Genomic DNA, 15,440 nt, shown 5'->3' on the forward strand with positions numbered 1-15,440 from the left:
TTTTCAAGGTACAACCTTGATTTATCAATGAATAATATTCCCTGATAGCTCAGTTGGTAGAGCACTCGACTGTTAATCGAGTTGTCACAGGTTCGAGTCCTGTTCGGGGAGCCATATGGAGAGGTGTCCGAGTTGGCCGAAGGAGCACGATTGGAAATCGTGTAGGCGTCACAAGCGTCTCGAGGGTTCGAATCCCTCTCTCTCCGCCACTATTATTCAATCCATTTAAGGCCCGTTGGTCAAGCGGTTAAGACACCTCCCTTTCACGGAGGTAACAGGGGTTCGATTCCCCTACGGGTCACCATTTAATACTTGCTAACACAGTAAGTTATATGTTAGAATAAAATGTATATGTTATTTGGAGGCTTAGCTCAGCTGGGAGAGCATCTGCCTTACAAGCAGAGGGTCGGGGGTTCGAGCCCCTCAGCCTCCACCATTTAACATAATATCGCGGGGTGGAGCAGTTCGGTAGCTCGTCGGGCTCATAACCCGAAGGTCGTAGGTTCAAATCCTGCCCCCGCAATTGCAATACCTTAATGTGGAGCCGTGGTGTAGAGGCCTAACATGCCTGCCTGTCACGCAGGAGACCGCGGGTTCGAATCCCGTCGGCTCCGCCATTATTGAACTAATTGCAGATACAATCTTATATGGCTTGGTAGCTCAGTCGGTAGAGCAAAGGACTGAAAATCCTTGTGTCGGCGGTTCGATTCCGTCCCAAGCCACCATTTAAGTAATACAATAGTATATGCCGGTGTAGCTCAATTGGTAGAGCAACTGACTTGTAATCAGTAGGTTGGGGGTTCAAGTCCTCTCGCCGGCACCATTGTGGGGGCTTAGCGAAGTGGCCAAACGCAGCAGACTGTAAATCTGTTCTCGTCGAGTTCGGTGGTTCGAATCCATCAGCCCCCACCAGTTTTTTTATAGGGGCATAGTTTAAAGGTAGAACAACGGTCTCCAAAACCGTTGGTGTGGGTTCAATTCCTGCTGCCCCTGCCAATATTACTTTCTTTACATTGTGGCGGTCGTGGCGAAGTGGTTAACGCACCGGTTTGTGGATCCGGCATTCGGGGGTTCAATTCCCCTCGACCGCCCCATTAATTTAAGATTGTAATACAGAGCCTTATGATCTAATCATTGGGTTGATTTTTTTCTGATGTGGCGGTCGTGGCGAAGGGGTTAACGCACCGGATTGTGGTTCCGGCACTCGTGGGTTCGAAACCCATCGATCGCCCTTTTGATTACATTATATTGGGGATTAGCCAAGCGGTAAGGCAACGGACTTTGACTCCGTCACCCATAGGTTCGAATCCTATATCCCCAGCCATTTATATGCGGACGTGGCTCAGCGGTAGAGCATCGCCTTGCCAAGGCGAGGGTCGCGGGTTCGATTCCCGTCGTCCGCTCCATAATACGGCGCCATAGCCAAGTGGTAAGGCACAGCTCTGCAAAAGCTTTATCCCCAGTTCAAATCTGGGTGGCGCCTCCATTTATATTACACATGCGGGAGTGGCGGAATCGGCAGACGCACAGGACTTAAAATCCTGCGGTAGGTGACTATCGTACCAGTTCAAGTCTGGTCTTCCGCACCATTTTACTTAAACTTAAATGGTGTGTATAATTTTTTTATAGTATCATTTGTTCGTATAGCAATCGTAAAATTTGCCGGTGTGGCGGAATGGCAGACGCGCTCGACTCAAAATCGAGTGGGAAACCGTGGAGGTTCGAGTCCTCTCACCGGTATTAGTTTAAAGAGTTCATTAGAGAAATTCTCTAGTGAACTCTTTTTATTTATAAATATCTTATCTACCCAGCCTCTATACTAAGTAATTAATGAATGAGTGCTGAGATTAGAGCAGATAATCCAAAACTACAAATCAGTAGAGCAGATGCTCTGTTGATCCATAGTAATGAAGTTGGTCTCATTTTAGTGCTTAAACGAGACGCTGTGAAGGAAATAAAGAGCCACCAGATTAAAGAACCAGTGAAAACTCCTGCGACTAATAGAAGAGCAGGGCCAAGCTCTGAATGCGCTACAGCAATGTCTGCCCCTGCAATAATTCCTGCAAAAGCTAAAATGGTCATGGGATTTGTGATTGTAATTGCCAATACAGAGGCGTAAGCTGCAAGCAAACTTTTCTTTGAAACTTCAGTATTAAGATTAGCCGGTTTAGAATACCAAGTTTGTATACCGAGTAGAACTAGTAACAGACCACCAAGTGATTGAAACCATGCTTGATAGCCTATTAGTAGACTAGTTAGCCACGTAAAGCCAAATGCGGCTACACAACCATATATAGCGTCTGCTGTTGCTGCACCTAGGCCAGAAATAAAGCCATACTTAGCTCCTTGAGCCAGTGAACGTCGAATGCAAATTACGCCAACAGGACCAACTGGAGCTGCAATTGCTAGTCCAATGAAGCAGCCTTTAAGTAGTAATAACATAAGGTCTCCTTTATAAAAAGTTTGCAAAAGCCAGCGACGATAGAGGGCTAATATCGTGTGCTGGCTTTATTCTATGAGTTAATTTTATGGGTCAAGTTCTATCAGTTATAAGTATCAGATTTTAAGATCCAGGTGTTGAAGATGTAGTGTTAGCAGGTCTAGTTTCTTTGAACATTATATAATACATAAGTGATGAGATCACATAGAGACTTCCTGTAATACTAAATGTGATGGCATAACCCCAGTAGGTTCCGTAGGTTGTAACTAGATAGGACTGAACGGGGCCCATCGTTGCCCAGCCAACCATAAATGCAGTCTGCATTAAGGAGTTGGCAATTCCACGCCGTTTGTCAGAAATACGATCAACTAAAATTGCGGACTGTATTGGATTGGCTGCATTCATTAAGGCTTGTCTAAATAGAAAGCTGATTGAAGCTATAAATAGTATGTTAGTGAACCCTGTTAACAAGAGAAAAGGCAGGGACATGATCTGAAAAATGACTACTGCACGTACATTACCTGTTCTATTAGCTAGGGTAGGGCCAATTAACATAGATACAATGGTCATGATTTGACCGAGTGCAAGAAGTAAACTCATCCCACTCATGGACAATGAGAAACGATTAGTGAAATACAGATTCAGGTAAGGGATAACAAGCCCAGAACCTAGACCAATCAACAATTGAGTTGTAACAAATTGAATAATTAATACAGAGTCTTTTTTAACATCAGCATTTACTTCGGTTGGAGTCTGGCTGTGTTCTTTATCTTCATGTTTTGTCCTATGTAAGGTTTTAGTTTCAGTGATAAAGAGTAAAGGAATAAAAGCGATTAACGTCGTTGCTCCGCCAAGGAGTAACACGATCTGTAGTCCTAAGACTTCAGATATTCCAAAGGTGTGATGAAGCAAGTCAGCTAGAACTCCACCCCCAAGGCTTCCTACAACCTGAGACGCAAGCACAAGCGCAGAATAGTAGCTGAATATTTTGAGACGCTGAGTTTCCTTCACACTTTCAGCAAGATAAGGGATCGATAATATCTGAAATACTCCGGCAAATAGCCCAGAGAACACAGCAAACCAGATCAAGCCGTTCGCAGAGTAGTCAAAGGAACGACCAATTAAAGCAATACCGCTGAATAAAGCACCTGCTATGAGTAGTTTCTTACGACCAAACTTGTCACCAGCCAAACCAATGGGGATAAACATAATCGCTGTTGCTAATGACTGAATGCTGACAATCTGGCCATTCATTGTATCATTATAACCAAGTTTTTGGATATAAACATTATATAAAACAGAGAACATACCACTCCCAACTTGGCACAGTACACTTGCTAGAAAAAAGAGTTGGATGTTGCGGGGCCAGCCCCCAATTTTATTAGATATTTGCCGTACAATGCTCAAATTATTCACTCCAGTCTGCCTATACAGTAATTCCAGTTTAACAGGAAAGGTAATTTTTCGGAAGAATCGACCACTGTTTATTTTATGAAAATATTATCCACTAAAAATTGGAGTTATCAACATATTGTGCACATGTTATATACATACCAAAAGAGAATATAGTTAAATATGTGGTATACAGTATGGAATTGTGAAGAATGTTGATAAGTTGTGAATAAACACTGGATTTACTCACTGAATATCCACATAAATAATATATATATCCACAATATGTGGAATAAGTATGAATTTTTGCTATGCTCAGAAGCTGAAATTATGGATCACATAAACTAAGTTAAGGTTTGAGACAAAAAAATGAACCTCAAATCTCACTAAACAGTGGATTTAAGGTTCTTCAAACAATTTGATTAGCTCTTCATTTTATTTATTTGATCATTTCATTAGTTAGTTATTTTTCAGCTCGGTATGCCGCTAAAAATTCTTTTACTTTATTTGCATCTGCAACAAGTTCATTACCGGTTTTTACGATCGGACTTACAGTAGATGCGGCTTTGAATTTATTATTTTTGTAGAAGGAAAGAATTTCGTCTTGATTAATCGAATACAGAATTGCTTTTCTTAGGTTTTCACTCTTAGCAACTGGACGTTCTCCTGTATTGAATAGGAGGTAAGATACCGCGTTGCTTTCAATCGAAGTTAATTTAAGTTTACTATCACTTGTAATTACGTCGAATTTGGTTTCAGGTACACCGTATACAAGATGAACTTCACCACTACGTAGCGCTGATAATGCACTGTCCATGTCTTGAATGAAGCGAACCTTTACAGTATCGATTTTACCTGCTGCATCGGTACCTTTGCGATAACCAGGGTTTTTCAAGAAAATAGCTTCGTAGTCATTTTTATAGCTCATAATGTAAGGACCACTTGCATATAACGTGTTGTTATATTTAGCACCCTCAGTTACTGTGCTTTGATCACCATAAGGAATGTCTTTGTTAACATCAAATTTAGCTACATCATAAGTGTTTATGCTTTCGACTTGTTTTTTAGAAACAATACCCGCAGATTGGTGAGCCAAATAGTTAAGTACTTGTGGGAAAGGCTCAGTTGTAGTTAGCTTAATTACTTGGTATTTTCCTGCAGCATTGTTTGCATCTGTTTTGTTTGCAACAAGCCCAGTCACTTTATCTTTTAGCCCAGCTTCAAGTGCTTCACGCACTGTTCCTGTGCCATTGGATTGTTTGATGTTATCAAGTGAGCTTAGGTCTGTTACGATCTCTACATTTTTAATGTGCTCGTGCAAGCTGTACGTACGATGATCAGGTACAGAGTTTTTATCTTTTGCTCTATTTAGTGAGAAGACTACGTCATCTGCGCCTACACGTTCACCTGTATCCACTGCTTTTTTCTTATCAATTTTAGCGAAGTTAATATCGTCACGTAACAAGAAGTAATACTCAGAATTACCTTCGGCAATGGTGTAGTTGTAGGATAATGAATTTTCTGATGTGATTTTATCATCATCCGTTAAATTAATAAGGCGAACATACATATTAGTATTAAGCTGATTGATCGAGCCGTCATTCCCTTTAATTGGGTCAAGAGAAGTTAGATTGGATGCCGTTTGAGTTAGCACTAATGGTTGTGTTGCACGTTTAGAAGTATCTTTAAAGTCAATCGGCTCCCATGCTAACGCGCGTGATTTAGACAAACGAACACTGTCTGGATTTAAAATATCTTTGTTAAACGCTTGGCTTTTTAAAGAAATGTACAATGGAGCGATATACGCTTTATCAAATACAAGTCTTTGCTCTAATTGCTTGTAGGTTTCTACATATTGCTCAGGCGTTTCAGTTGCTGCCTTATCAATCAAAGTATCAATTTCTGGGTCAGCTAACCGGCTGTAATCTCCGCCTGTTTTAAATAATGATCTTACAGCATAATCAGGGTTACCTGTAACTGTTGTCCAGCCTGAAAGGGAAAGGTCATAGTTCCCAGCATCCTCTTGTGCTTTGAAGCTGCTGTAGTCTGGTTGAATGTTCAGCTTCACATTGAAACCATTTTTGGTTAATTGATCTCGGATGATATTCATATCATCTTGATTCAGGCTCATGCCAAGTAGCTCTATGTCAATAGGTGCGCCACTTGCAGTGTTCGTCGTGTTTTTGCCATCTGTGGATGCTGTATCTGTCTTTGTTTTAACTGAGCATCCGCTTACTACGATGGTGAAGATGAGTAGTAGCATAAGCAGTGACTTTTTGTTCATGATGATTCCCTCCGAATAGTTTTTATATTGTGAAGCAAATGTATAAAATTTGTAGACTGAAGGTGCCGCTGAATACAAAGACGTGGGCATTTCAAACTACAAAATATTACCGAGTGTTTGATAACTTCAGGGCTATCTTTTAAAATTAGCGGTTGACAACATCCCAACTTAGCGAAGAGACAGAGGGATTCTGGAGAAGTGAAATGTTCATCTTTTAAAACCAGATTTCCACCCTCAAATCATTTTGAAAATATAAGAAATCTGGTTTTAACAATGATCGGAAGAACCCTCTGTCTTGTAGCTTCCATCTCCATTATTGGCAACCACTAATTTTAATCAACTAATTTTAGGATCAAGTGCATCCCGTAGTCCATCTCCTAAGAAGTTAAAGGATAAGACGAGCAAGATGATGGCTAACCCAGGGTAGATCGCTAAATAAGAATTCGTCTCTAAATACGTACTCCCTAGCTTTAAGATGTTTCCCCATTCAGGGATATGTGGCTCAACACCTAAACCAAGAAAGCTAAGACTACTTGTCGCGATGACTGCACTACCAATCGTAAGGGTAGACTTCACAATCATTGGCGCAAGTGAATTTGGAACAATATGCTTGAAAATAATTTTGAAATTACTGGACCCAAATGCTCTAGCCGCATCCACAAACTCGTAAGTAGACACCATCAAGACGTTAGCCCTCATTGTTCTCGCATAGGTAGGGATTGCACCGACACTTAATGCAATGATCAAATTGACCGTGTTAGCCCCAAATGCCGCAATAATTGCGATAGCAAGCAAAATACCAGGGATTGCGTACAAAATATCTAACAAACGCATAATCCAATTATCTGCATGACGACCATAATAACCTGCTAAGGCACCCAGTATACCGCCAATAATAACGGGAATCAGCGTAGAGATAAAGCCAACAATCAATGAAATTCTTGCTCCGAATATAATTCGAGAAAAGAGACATCTACCAAAATTGTCCGTTCCTAACGGGTAAGCCAGCGAAGGTGGCTGTAAAATGGCACTATAGTTATTGGCAATTGCCATATCATAATCAAAGGTATACACACTACATATTGAAATTGAAAACAGTAAGATGACAAAAAATAGTCCAACCATTGCTGAAATATTCGTCGTAAGCTTATCCCAAATCGTTTTCCACTTTGCGGTGACGGCGACACCTTTATGTTTTACCTTTACGATTAAATTAATGCCTAACAATAAGGCAAATAGGTTACCTGAAATCGTGGTTAGTATTAACAAGAAGGCGATAGGGAGCATCCATTTTGGTGCATAATGATTAACAACAAATTTTGATATGAGTAATAAAACAATCAAGTGAAATACCATAAATAAAATTAAAACAAGCATGGCAGGTATAAATGTATTAGATACATAAGGCTTAAATAAGTTTAAAGCCGAAATTCCAATTACAAATAGTCCAGTTAGAAATGTATACACTGCAAGCGTGTATTCTGTATTTTTTTCTTTTTTTACTAACTGAAAGCCTGATGCACCAACAAAAATATTAGCTGTAAAAATACTTAACAGTTGTAAAAAACCTAAGCTGCGCGTAAAGGTGCTTATTTCGCCTTTAATAAGAATGTCTTTTCGTATGCGCCATGTAATAATTCCCTGTATTACTGTAAAAAAGGTATATGCAATAAATAAATAAAACATAAAGCTGTTTATTGAATTCGTTGCAAAGTCAAAGCTGTTCAGCAATAGGATTATTGTTAACACCAAGGAAATAATAAAGGAAAACGTAGCATGGCTATAATCCTGAGACGATTTTAATTTGTACATAACCCCACCTGCTTTAGTTTTGTTTCATCTTTGCTCTAATTCTAGGGTCAAAGAAGGCGTACATAATATCGATAATAACGTTAATTAGTGAGATTGTAATTGCGGTGTATACGACACCACCCATAACTGCGGGGATATCAGGGATAAATTGCTTATCCACAATATAATTACCTAACCCACTAATGTTAAATACTTTTTCGGTAACTGCAGAGCCACCTAGCATGCCTCCAAATTGCAGTCCAATGACCGTAATGATGGGGATCATGGCGTTACTGATCACATGTCTCAGGAGCACCTGTCGTTTAGCAAGCCCTTTAGCTTTTGCCGTTAAAATATAATCCTCATTAATAACCTCCAGCATTGACGAACGAGTCATTCTTGCCACTGCCGCCGACAGTCCTGTACCTAATACAATGACTGGCATTATTATGGATAATGCATTTTGTGGATTATAGGTTGCTGGTAATAGTCCTAGCTTGATTGAAAAGTTTAAGATAAAGATTAACCCTTGCCAGAAGCTTGGGATGGATAATCCAATGAGTGCAATAAACATGAAGGAATAGTCCCAAAATGTATTCCGTTTTGTTGCGGATATAATTCCAACAGGTATAGCAATAAGCATCGAGACAAATAATGAAATGATCGTTAGGGTTAACGTAATTGGGAATTTCCTTGCAATGGCGCTTGTTACGTTTTCATTGCCGGCAAAGGAGTTCCCTAAGTCAAAGGTAAAGATCCCTTTAATGGTGTGCCATAGCTGAACAAGATAAGGCTGATCCAAACCATATATCGCATTAAACTTCATAATCTGCTCTGTCGTCGCGGTTTCACCAAGAATATTGCGAGCAGGAGTCATCGGTGATAAATGCAAAATGGTAAAGACGAGTGTGGATACTCCCAGAATTACAAATAAAGCCATAACTAATCGTTCAAATATAAACTTCAAATAAGTTTGACTATAGATGAATATTAGGGCATACATCAAAATTCCAGGGATTAAGCTTATTGGAAAAAACCAATTTGTTTTCATTAAGATAGAAAAGGTATTGGACAACGACAGTTTTTCAGTCTGCTTTAATTCAAGTTGTTTATTTACTTCTTCTATCGCTTTTTCTTTCAGCTTAATGGTTGCAAGCTGTTCTACTTCTTTATTTTGCTTAGCTTCATCTATCTGTTCATTAAAAAACTTTTGTTTAGCTATAGCCTGCTCTCGAAGCTCAAGGATTAGCTTTTCTTTATAACCTGAAGCAACAAGTTTGTTCGTGACTTCTTCCATTGCAACTTGATAAGAATCCCTTTTTCTATTCCATAAATAATAGATTAAAATAAAGAGATGGACAGGCGCCCCTAATATATATATAAAATACCTGTACGCAGGATTTAAAAGTGCTTTATTATAATTAGTTGTAATTAAATTTGTATATTTAGGCTGGTGCTGGCGATGGTTCGGTGAAGGTTGTGCCATCATACATTCTCCTCGATTTTAAGTTTTGCATTATTCCGATCGATATAGTATATTTTATTTTAGCTTATTTTTTATGTCAAGCTATCATTATAATAAGTAATTCTTTATAATAAGTACAGTCTCTATAATAAAGTAAGATATCTTTAATAAGTACAATACTACTTTTTTTACATTTATATAATGTCCAATTGCAAATTATTTATGGGTAGGTGACTTTGGGATGGATTCCATACTCCAAGTGAAAAATCTAACAGTGTCATTTCAAGGACGCGAGCAAGAAATAGAAGCCGTACGTGGCGTTAGCTTTGAGGTAAAAAGAGGAGAAACACTCGGTATTGTCGGTGAATCCGGTAGTGGAAAAAGTGTTACCGCTAGATCTATTATGCGATTGCTGCCATCTCCACCTTCTTTTATGAAGGACGGGGAGGTTATTTTTTTAGGACAAGATTTAGCACAATATTCCGAAAAAGAAATGGAAGCGATACGTGGGAAAGATATGGGGATGATTTTTCAAGATCCAATGACCTCCCTAAATCCTACGATTAAAATAGGAAAGCAAATTGCGGAGAGCTTAATTAAGCATCAGAAGTTATCTAAGAAGGAAGCTAAAAAAGAAGCAATTGAGATGTTAAAGTTAGTTGGGATTAGGGACAGTGAGCGTAGATTTGAACAATACCCACATGAATTCTCGGGGGGGATGCGCCAACGGGTGATGATCGCAATTGCTTTAGCTTGTAGACCTGCTTTATTAATTGCAGATGAGCCTACTACCGCGCTAGATGTAACGGTTCAAGCACAAATCCTTAATTTGATGAAAAATATACAGGAAAGATTTGGTACCTCAATTATTTTAATTACGCATGATTTAGGTGTCGTTGCTGGTATGTGTGATCAGGTGCTTGTAATGAAGGATGGCGTTATCGTGGAAAGAGGGAGCACGACTGAAATTTTCGAAAACCCACAGCATCCCTATACATTAAAGCTACTTCATGCTTTGCCACGTTTAGATGATAAGAAAAAGCCTAAAGCAACACCAACGGTGATCACGGGTGGAAATGCTAAGCCAATCCTTCAAGTTAATTCGTTAAGTCAGCATTTTAATCTTGGTAAAGGTAATATTTTAAAGGCAGTGAACGATATAAGCTTCCATATCCATGAAGGTGAAACTTTAGGAGTAGTAGGAGAGTCTGGCTGCGGGAAATCGACAACAGGTAGAGCAATTTTACGTCTACATGAGCCAACCCAAGGGGATATCTTATATCAAGGTGTTGCTGTAAATCGACTAAAAGCGGCTGAAATGAAAGTGATGCGCAAGCATATGCAGATGATTTTCCAAGACCCTTACGCCTCCTTAAACCCGAGATTAAAGGTATTGGATATTATCGGAGAAGCTTTAGATGTACACCAGCTGGGGGGAAGTAAAGAGAAGCGGAAATATCGCGTGGAGGAATTGCTTGATATGGTGGGACTCGATCCTGCGTTTGCTTCAAGGTATCCACATGAGTTTTCAGGGGGACAACGTCAACGGATCGGAATTGCACGAGCGCTTGCTGTAGAGCCTAAATTTATCGTATGTGATGAGCCGTTGTCTGCTTTGGATGTATCCATTCAATCTCAGATTGTTAAGCTGCTTGAAGAGTTACAGCAACGTCTAGGGCTAACTTATTTGTTTATTGCTCATGATTTGTCTATGGTGAAGCATATTAGTGATCGTGTTGCGGTTATGTATATGGGTAAAATCGTAGAGATGGCGGAAAGTGAGGAGCTGTATAGCAATCCTCAACACGAATATACAAAAAAATTGTTATCTGCGATTCCAGTACCTGATCCTAAAATTGAAAGTCAAAAGCGTCGGTTGACGCTAGAGGAATATTACGATAATCATGACGATTATGGTGTTGAGCACTCGAAGCTGGTAGAAGTTTCTGAAGGTCATTATGTAGCTATGCCAGTGTAGGCGGTAAAACAAAATAAAAAGCAACATTCAATCACGAAGGACTAGGGGTATACCCAAGTTCAACATGATTGGGGTTGCTTTTTTTATTGTGTCGGTGATGTGGGAGGAGTTTCATTGGCGCTGTATTGATATAACGCAATGTCTGCCTCTTTATCGATTTCTTGAACAATCGCCCGTAACCTTAATTCTTCCCAATGTCGAACCTTACATAACAGGGTTACTATCTCAGCGTCACCCCTAATTTTTGAGGATAAGGGAGTGCACTGTAGATTAAGGCGTTGTCGCAACTCATTTGCAATGTCATTACTTTTGCCACTAACAATACTTAGTGTTCTTGCTACTCGAAAATGTCTTAAAGGTAATTTAATACCTTCAAAAGCTAAGTAATAAGCAATAATTGAATAAATAGCCTGCTCAAGTCCTAAAAAAAAGCCTGCAAAAATTAAAATGCTACAATTTAATATTAACATTAACCATTCCGCTGGTAATGGCAATTTGAAATTTATCCAAGCCACCGCTTTTTCAGCAGTATCTAGATGACCTCCAAAGCGAATTACTAATCCTATGCCAAGTCCTAATGAAATGCCACCACTCATCGCCGCAGCGATTGGACTATCAAATAGTGCTGGGAAGGGATGAAGAAGAATGGTTCCCGTCGACAGCACTAAAATAGCTAGAATGGTTAATAAGTTAAAGGAAGTTCTAATATAACGATATTGCAAAACAATAAACGGAATGTTAAGCATAAATAAAAATAAGCCAAGTCTCATTTCAGTGTAGAAAGACATTAACGCAGATAATCCTGTCATTCCGCCTACAACAATGCCATGTGGCATTAAAAACAATTCTAAGCCAATCGCGGCTAAAATTGCACCTGTTATGATCCCGACAATTTTTGAAACTTTTATTTTTTTAAGCACTTCCATTTAATAGGATCTGTCTAATTTGTTGCTGATGGAGTCGCTCTCCGATCACGACAACAGTTGCATCTACAGTTAGCAGTGTATCTGCTCCTGGATTAATATGCTTCGTATGGTTTTTTTCAATGACAGCAATAATAGTAGCGCTTGAACGCTGACGAATACGAAGTTCACCAATTGTTTTGCCAATCGATTTATAATGTGGTTCTAGCTTATACCACTCAATTGTAATATCACCAAGTGCGACTTCAATATTTTCAAGTGCAGTAGGGGTGTACGTAATTCCGCCAATAATAGCAGAGATATATCTTGCTTCATCATCCTCAAGTGTAATCATCGAAGCACTCTCATCAGGATTGCTATGTTCAAAGTGTTTCATTTCACGTCGTCCATCGTTATGGATCACGATCGAGATTTTGTCACCACTACGAGCTTCAGCGACAAATTGTTTGCCAACGCCTGGTATTTCGGTTTCTTTGAGATTCATTTGATCCAAGCCTCCAATATAAGTAATACGATAAGTAATAAGTAATGCCAAATCAATAAACGGCTAGAAACATACTCATAAATTACATTTACATTAGTATTAAAACAATATTACTATTTAAGTGGAAATTAACGAAACTATAGCGATGTTACCCGCTCAGCTATAATAAGGATATCATACAATCAAAAGTATCTCAAAGCGCAAAGTGATGCAAAAACTAAAACTAACCTCGACTTAGGTCTAGTATAAAAACCGTCTGTAGTCTGTTTTGAAAAGTGAAAGAAATATCTAGAATAAGAGTATAAGGTTGATGACAACGAAAGGCGGTGATAATCAATGAGAAGAAGTCAGCCAAATAGCTTTGCTATCGTTTTAATTGTGATGGGGGTACTGATCTTAATAGGAAAATTCACCCCGCTTTTAGGAAGTTTGTTTGGAGTCATTTTCAGTCTGTTGCTGATCGCTCTTGGTTACTATGGGATTCGTCGAGGAAATTCATTTTTTGGCTGGATCATTTTATTCTTCGGTATCCTATCCTTACTATCTAAGCTTGCATGGCTAATTGTTCCGTTGCTTGGTATCGGGTTGATCGTATACGGAATATCTGCACTTAGTAATGGTAGACGTAACTACTAATTAATAAAATATAAATGAAATTGAAAAGCTGTTTAGTCGTCAGGAGGGATGAGATGTTATGGGTGTGTTTCAACGAGTACGAGACATTACAGTCGCAACTTTAAATGAAAAGCTTGAGCAATCCCAAGATCCTGTTACTTTAATAGATCAATTTTTAAATGAGACAAGACGGGAAATTGCAGAAGCTGAGAAGTTGCATCATCATTATTACAATCACACTAAAAGCTTGAAGCAGCAGGTTGATCAAGCTAAAGTGATGCGAGATAAGCGAGAAGAGCAAGCGTTATTGGCGCTAAAGGCTGATGAAGAGCATTTGGCTAAGCTTGCTTTACAAGAAAAGATTATATATGAAGAAAAAATGGAACAATACACAGGATTGTATACACAAAGCTTAGAATCACTCCAAGAGTTAGAGGCTCAGCTTAATGAACTTAAAACAGAGTATCAAATCGTGTATAACAAGCGCCAATATTACCATGCTAGAATGGAAACCCTACGTCTTCAGCAAAGAATGAATCAACGTATGGGAAATAATCAAGATGTACCTAAAATGTTCGGACGTCTTGAAGATCGAGTTTCTGATATGGAGCTTGAGGCACGTAGCCTTAGAGATTTACGCAAAAATGGAGAGGATCTTTTTAACGACATTAGCGGTAATATTCAGTCTACGTTGGAGCAAGAGCTAAGTCGTTTGAAGCAGAAGCTTAAGCCGAAGGATGGGGAGTGAGTAAGATGAATAAGCTTTATCGCTCCAGATATGATAACAAAGTAACGGGGTTACTTGGTGGGTTAGCGAATCATTTTAATTTGGACTCAACGCTTTTGAGAGTCATTATGATATTCGTTGTGATTTTCTCTAGCGGAACCGTTATCCTTCTTTATTTCTTGGCATCCTTAGTTGTTCCTAATGAACCACGTCATCCCAATGATCCTTATTACAATGAATGGGGACATCGGGGAGGAAGAGGAGGTCAAGGTGGTTCGAGTGGCCCATGGAATATGGGAGGACCTAATCAGGATTACAACACTAGACAACAGCCACCTTATAACCCTTATAACCAAGGATATTCCAATCCTAATCCCAATACAGTGCAAGAGCCTACATCAAGTCTAGACGATATGATGAAGGATATTGAGAAAAAAGCAATGGAAAAAGAACTAAAAGAGCTTCGCAAAAAGTTAAATAACTACGAGAATGAGAAGGGAGATAAATAAAATGGGAGTATTCAAAAGAATTAAAGATATCACTAAAGCATCTGTTAATGAAATGTTGGATAAGGTTGAGGATCCAATTGTAATGCTTAACCAGTACTTACGTGACATGGAGGCAGAAATCCGTGATGCGGAAGTCACAGTGGCTAAGCAAATGGCAAACGAACGTCGTATGAAGCAACGTTTAGACGAAGCGATTCGTGTGTCAGCACAACGTGAGAGCCAAGCAGAGCTTGCTCTTCGTAACGGACAAGAGGAAGTTGCTCGTAAATTGCTTGAAGAAAAATTGAACTATGATCAAAAGCAAAATGAATTTAGTCAATTACATGCACAAGCAGAAGTACATGCTTCTGAATTAAAACAACAATTGCATGACATGAAAGATGAATTCTATAAGCTTCGCAATAAACGTAACGAATTGGTTAGTCGTGCACAAATGGCGAAGGCTAGAAAGCAAATGTCCCAATTAAGTAGCCTTAACAGCATCGAAAGTGGTCATGCTTCTCTTGGCTTCCACCGTATGGAGGAAAAAATTATGCAATTAGAGGCAGAAGCAGAAGTATCCGGTATCGTATATCGTGACACTGCAACCTCTTCTTATATCAGCCCAGAAGAAGCAGAAAAGCAAATGAAGGTAGATCAACAATTGGAAGCATTAAAATCCAAATTAAATCCTTCTAGCTCTGCATCAAAGGATAACGTTTCTGAATAATAGCTATACACGTAAAACATGGAATATGTTATGCTAATCAAGTTGGTAAAAAGCCATACAGCAATCGCTGAGATGGCTTTTGCCAATTTTACAAAGTGGTACTTTTTGCAGAAGATGGAGGTG

The 15,440-nt window shown here is 39.2% G+C and carries 12 protein-coding genes and 17 tRNA genes; 22 read left to right on the plus strand and 7 right to left on the minus strand.

Going from position 1 to position 15,440, the window contains the following annotated elements:
- Positions 1-38: 38 nt before the first annotated feature.
- From ABE099_RS19830 to ABE099_RS19910, 17 genes are all read left to right on the plus strand, one after another.
- Positions 39-114 (plus strand) — tRNA-Asn (locus tag ABE099_RS19830).
- 3 nt (positions 115-117) lie between these two features.
- Positions 118-209: transfer RNA gene (locus tag ABE099_RS19835), tRNA-Ser, on the plus strand.
- 20 nt (positions 210-229) lie between these two features.
- Positions 230-304 (plus strand) — tRNA-Glu (locus ABE099_RS19840).
- Between the two features lie 56 nt (positions 305-360).
- Positions 361-436, plus strand: a tRNA-Val gene (locus tag ABE099_RS19845).
- A 13-nt stretch (positions 437-449) separates the two neighbouring features.
- Positions 450-523 (plus strand) — tRNA-Met (locus tag ABE099_RS19850).
- Between the two features lie 17 nt (positions 524-540).
- Positions 541-617: transfer RNA gene (locus tag ABE099_RS19855), tRNA-Asp, on the plus strand.
- A gap of 32 nt (positions 618-649) precedes the next feature.
- Positions 650-725 (plus strand) — tRNA-Phe (locus tag ABE099_RS19860).
- 22 nt (positions 726-747) lie between these two features.
- Positions 748-823: transfer RNA gene (locus ABE099_RS19865), tRNA-Thr, on the plus strand.
- A 4-nt stretch (positions 824-827) separates the two neighbouring features.
- Positions 828-912 (plus strand) — tRNA-Tyr (locus ABE099_RS19870).
- A gap of 10 nt (positions 913-922) precedes the next feature.
- Positions 923-996: transfer RNA gene (locus ABE099_RS19875), tRNA-Trp, on the plus strand.
- Between the two features lie 22 nt (positions 997-1,018).
- Positions 1,019-1,094, plus strand: a tRNA-His gene (locus tag ABE099_RS19880).
- Between the two features lie 64 nt (positions 1,095-1,158).
- Positions 1,159-1,231 (plus strand) — tRNA-His (locus ABE099_RS19885).
- Between the two features lie 18 nt (positions 1,232-1,249).
- Positions 1,250-1,324, plus strand: a tRNA-Gln gene (locus ABE099_RS19890).
- A 7-nt stretch (positions 1,325-1,331) separates the two neighbouring features.
- Positions 1,332-1,406, plus strand: a tRNA-Gly gene (locus ABE099_RS19895).
- A gap of 6 nt (positions 1,407-1,412) precedes the next feature.
- A tRNA-Cys gene (locus ABE099_RS19900) sits at positions 1,413-1,486 on the plus strand.
- 14 nt (positions 1,487-1,500) lie between these two features.
- Positions 1,501-1,589 (plus strand) — tRNA-Leu (locus ABE099_RS19905).
- Between the two features lie 72 nt (positions 1,590-1,661).
- Positions 1,662-1,740, plus strand: a tRNA-Leu gene (locus ABE099_RS19910).
- Between the two features lie 87 nt (positions 1,741-1,827).
- On the opposite strand, the gene ABE099_RS19915 is transcribed toward ABE099_RS19910, so the two are convergent.
- From ABE099_RS19915 to ABE099_RS19935, 5 genes are all read right to left on the minus strand, one after another.
- On the minus strand, positions 1,828-2,442 hold the full coding sequence (locus tag ABE099_RS19915) for a LysE family translocator (protein ID WP_430033227.1): 615 nt from the start codon (positions 2,440-2,442) through the stop codon (positions 1,828-1,830).
- Positions 2,443-2,563: 121 nt separating this feature from the next.
- Positions 2,564-3,847 carry an MFS transporter gene (locus tag ABE099_RS19920; protein WP_430033229.1) on the minus strand — a complete coding sequence of 428 codons (1,284 nt, stop codon included), beginning with the start codon at positions 3,845-3,847 and terminating at the stop codon, positions 2,564-2,566.
- Positions 3,848-4,295: 448 nt separating this feature from the next.
- The gene (locus ABE099_RS19925) at positions 4,296-6,116 is read right to left on the minus strand and encodes an ABC transporter substrate-binding protein (RefSeq protein ID WP_430033231.1); all 1,821 of its coding nucleotides are present in this window, start codon (positions 6,114-6,116) and stop codon (positions 4,296-4,298) included.
- A 336-nt stretch (positions 6,117-6,452) separates the two neighbouring features.
- Entirely contained in the window at positions 6,453-7,928 is a 1,476-nt protein-coding gene (locus ABE099_RS19930; RefSeq protein WP_430033233.1) for an ABC transporter permease, read from the minus strand.
- A gap of 13 nt (positions 7,929-7,941) precedes the next feature.
- Positions 7,942-9,393, minus strand: a complete 1,452-nt coding sequence (locus tag ABE099_RS19935; protein ID WP_430033235.1) for an ABC transporter permease subunit — start codon at positions 9,391-9,393, stop codon at positions 7,942-7,944.
- Between the two features lie 220 nt (positions 9,394-9,613).
- Between ABE099_RS19935 and ABE099_RS19940 the strand changes: the two genes are divergently transcribed.
- Positions 9,614-11,350, plus strand: a complete 1,737-nt coding sequence (locus ABE099_RS19940) for an ABC transporter ATP-binding protein (protein ID WP_430033237.1) — start codon at positions 9,614-9,616, stop codon at positions 11,348-11,350.
- An 83-nt stretch (positions 11,351-11,433) separates the two neighbouring features.
- Here the strand turns inward: ABE099_RS19940 and ABE099_RS19945 are convergent, their stop codons facing one another.
- Together ABE099_RS19945 and ABE099_RS19950 are read right to left on the minus strand one after the other, a co-directional pair.
- Positions 11,434-12,276, minus strand: coding sequence for a YitT family protein (locus ABE099_RS19945; RefSeq protein ID WP_430033240.1), 843 nt, complete (start codon positions 12,274-12,276; stop codon positions 11,434-11,436).
- The gene (locus ABE099_RS19950; RefSeq protein ID WP_430033242.1) at positions 12,263-12,757 is read right to left on the minus strand and encodes a cation:proton antiporter regulatory subunit; all 495 of its coding nucleotides are present in this window, start codon (positions 12,755-12,757) and stop codon (positions 12,263-12,265) included. The genes ABE099_RS19945 and ABE099_RS19950 overlap by 14 nt, the downstream gene beginning before the upstream one ends.
- A gap of 336 nt (positions 12,758-13,093) precedes the next feature.
- Here ABE099_RS19950 and ABE099_RS19955 point away from each other — a divergent pair, with 336 nt between their 5' ends.
- From ABE099_RS19955 to ABE099_RS19970, 4 genes are read left to right on the plus strand one after another with little or no spacing between them, the layout of a single operon-like run.
- On the plus strand, positions 13,094-13,393 hold the full coding sequence (locus ABE099_RS19955; protein ID WP_210089154.1) for a LiaF transmembrane domain-containing protein: 300 nt from the start codon (positions 13,094-13,096) through the stop codon (positions 13,391-13,393).
- Between the two features lie 58 nt (positions 13,394-13,451).
- A complete protein-coding gene (locus ABE099_RS19960; protein ID WP_430033244.1) occupies positions 13,452-14,120 on the plus strand; it encodes a PspA/IM30 family protein in 669 nt (222 codons plus the stop codon).
- Positions 14,121-14,125: 5 nt separating this feature from the next.
- Positions 14,126-14,608, plus strand: a complete 483-nt coding sequence (locus tag ABE099_RS19965) for a PspC domain-containing protein (RefSeq protein ID WP_430033246.1) — start codon at positions 14,126-14,128, stop codon at positions 14,606-14,608.
- A gap of 1 nt (position 14,609) precedes the next feature.
- A complete protein-coding gene (locus tag ABE099_RS19970) occupies positions 14,610-15,317 on the plus strand; it encodes a PspA/IM30 family protein (protein WP_430033248.1) in 708 nt (235 codons plus the stop codon).
- The last annotated feature ends 123 nt before the right edge of the window (positions 15,318-15,440 follow it).

The organism is Paenibacillus turicensis, assembly GCF_050461185.1.
GTDB lineage: Bacteria > Bacillota > Bacilli > Paenibacillales > Paenibacillaceae > Fontibacillus > Fontibacillus turicensis_A.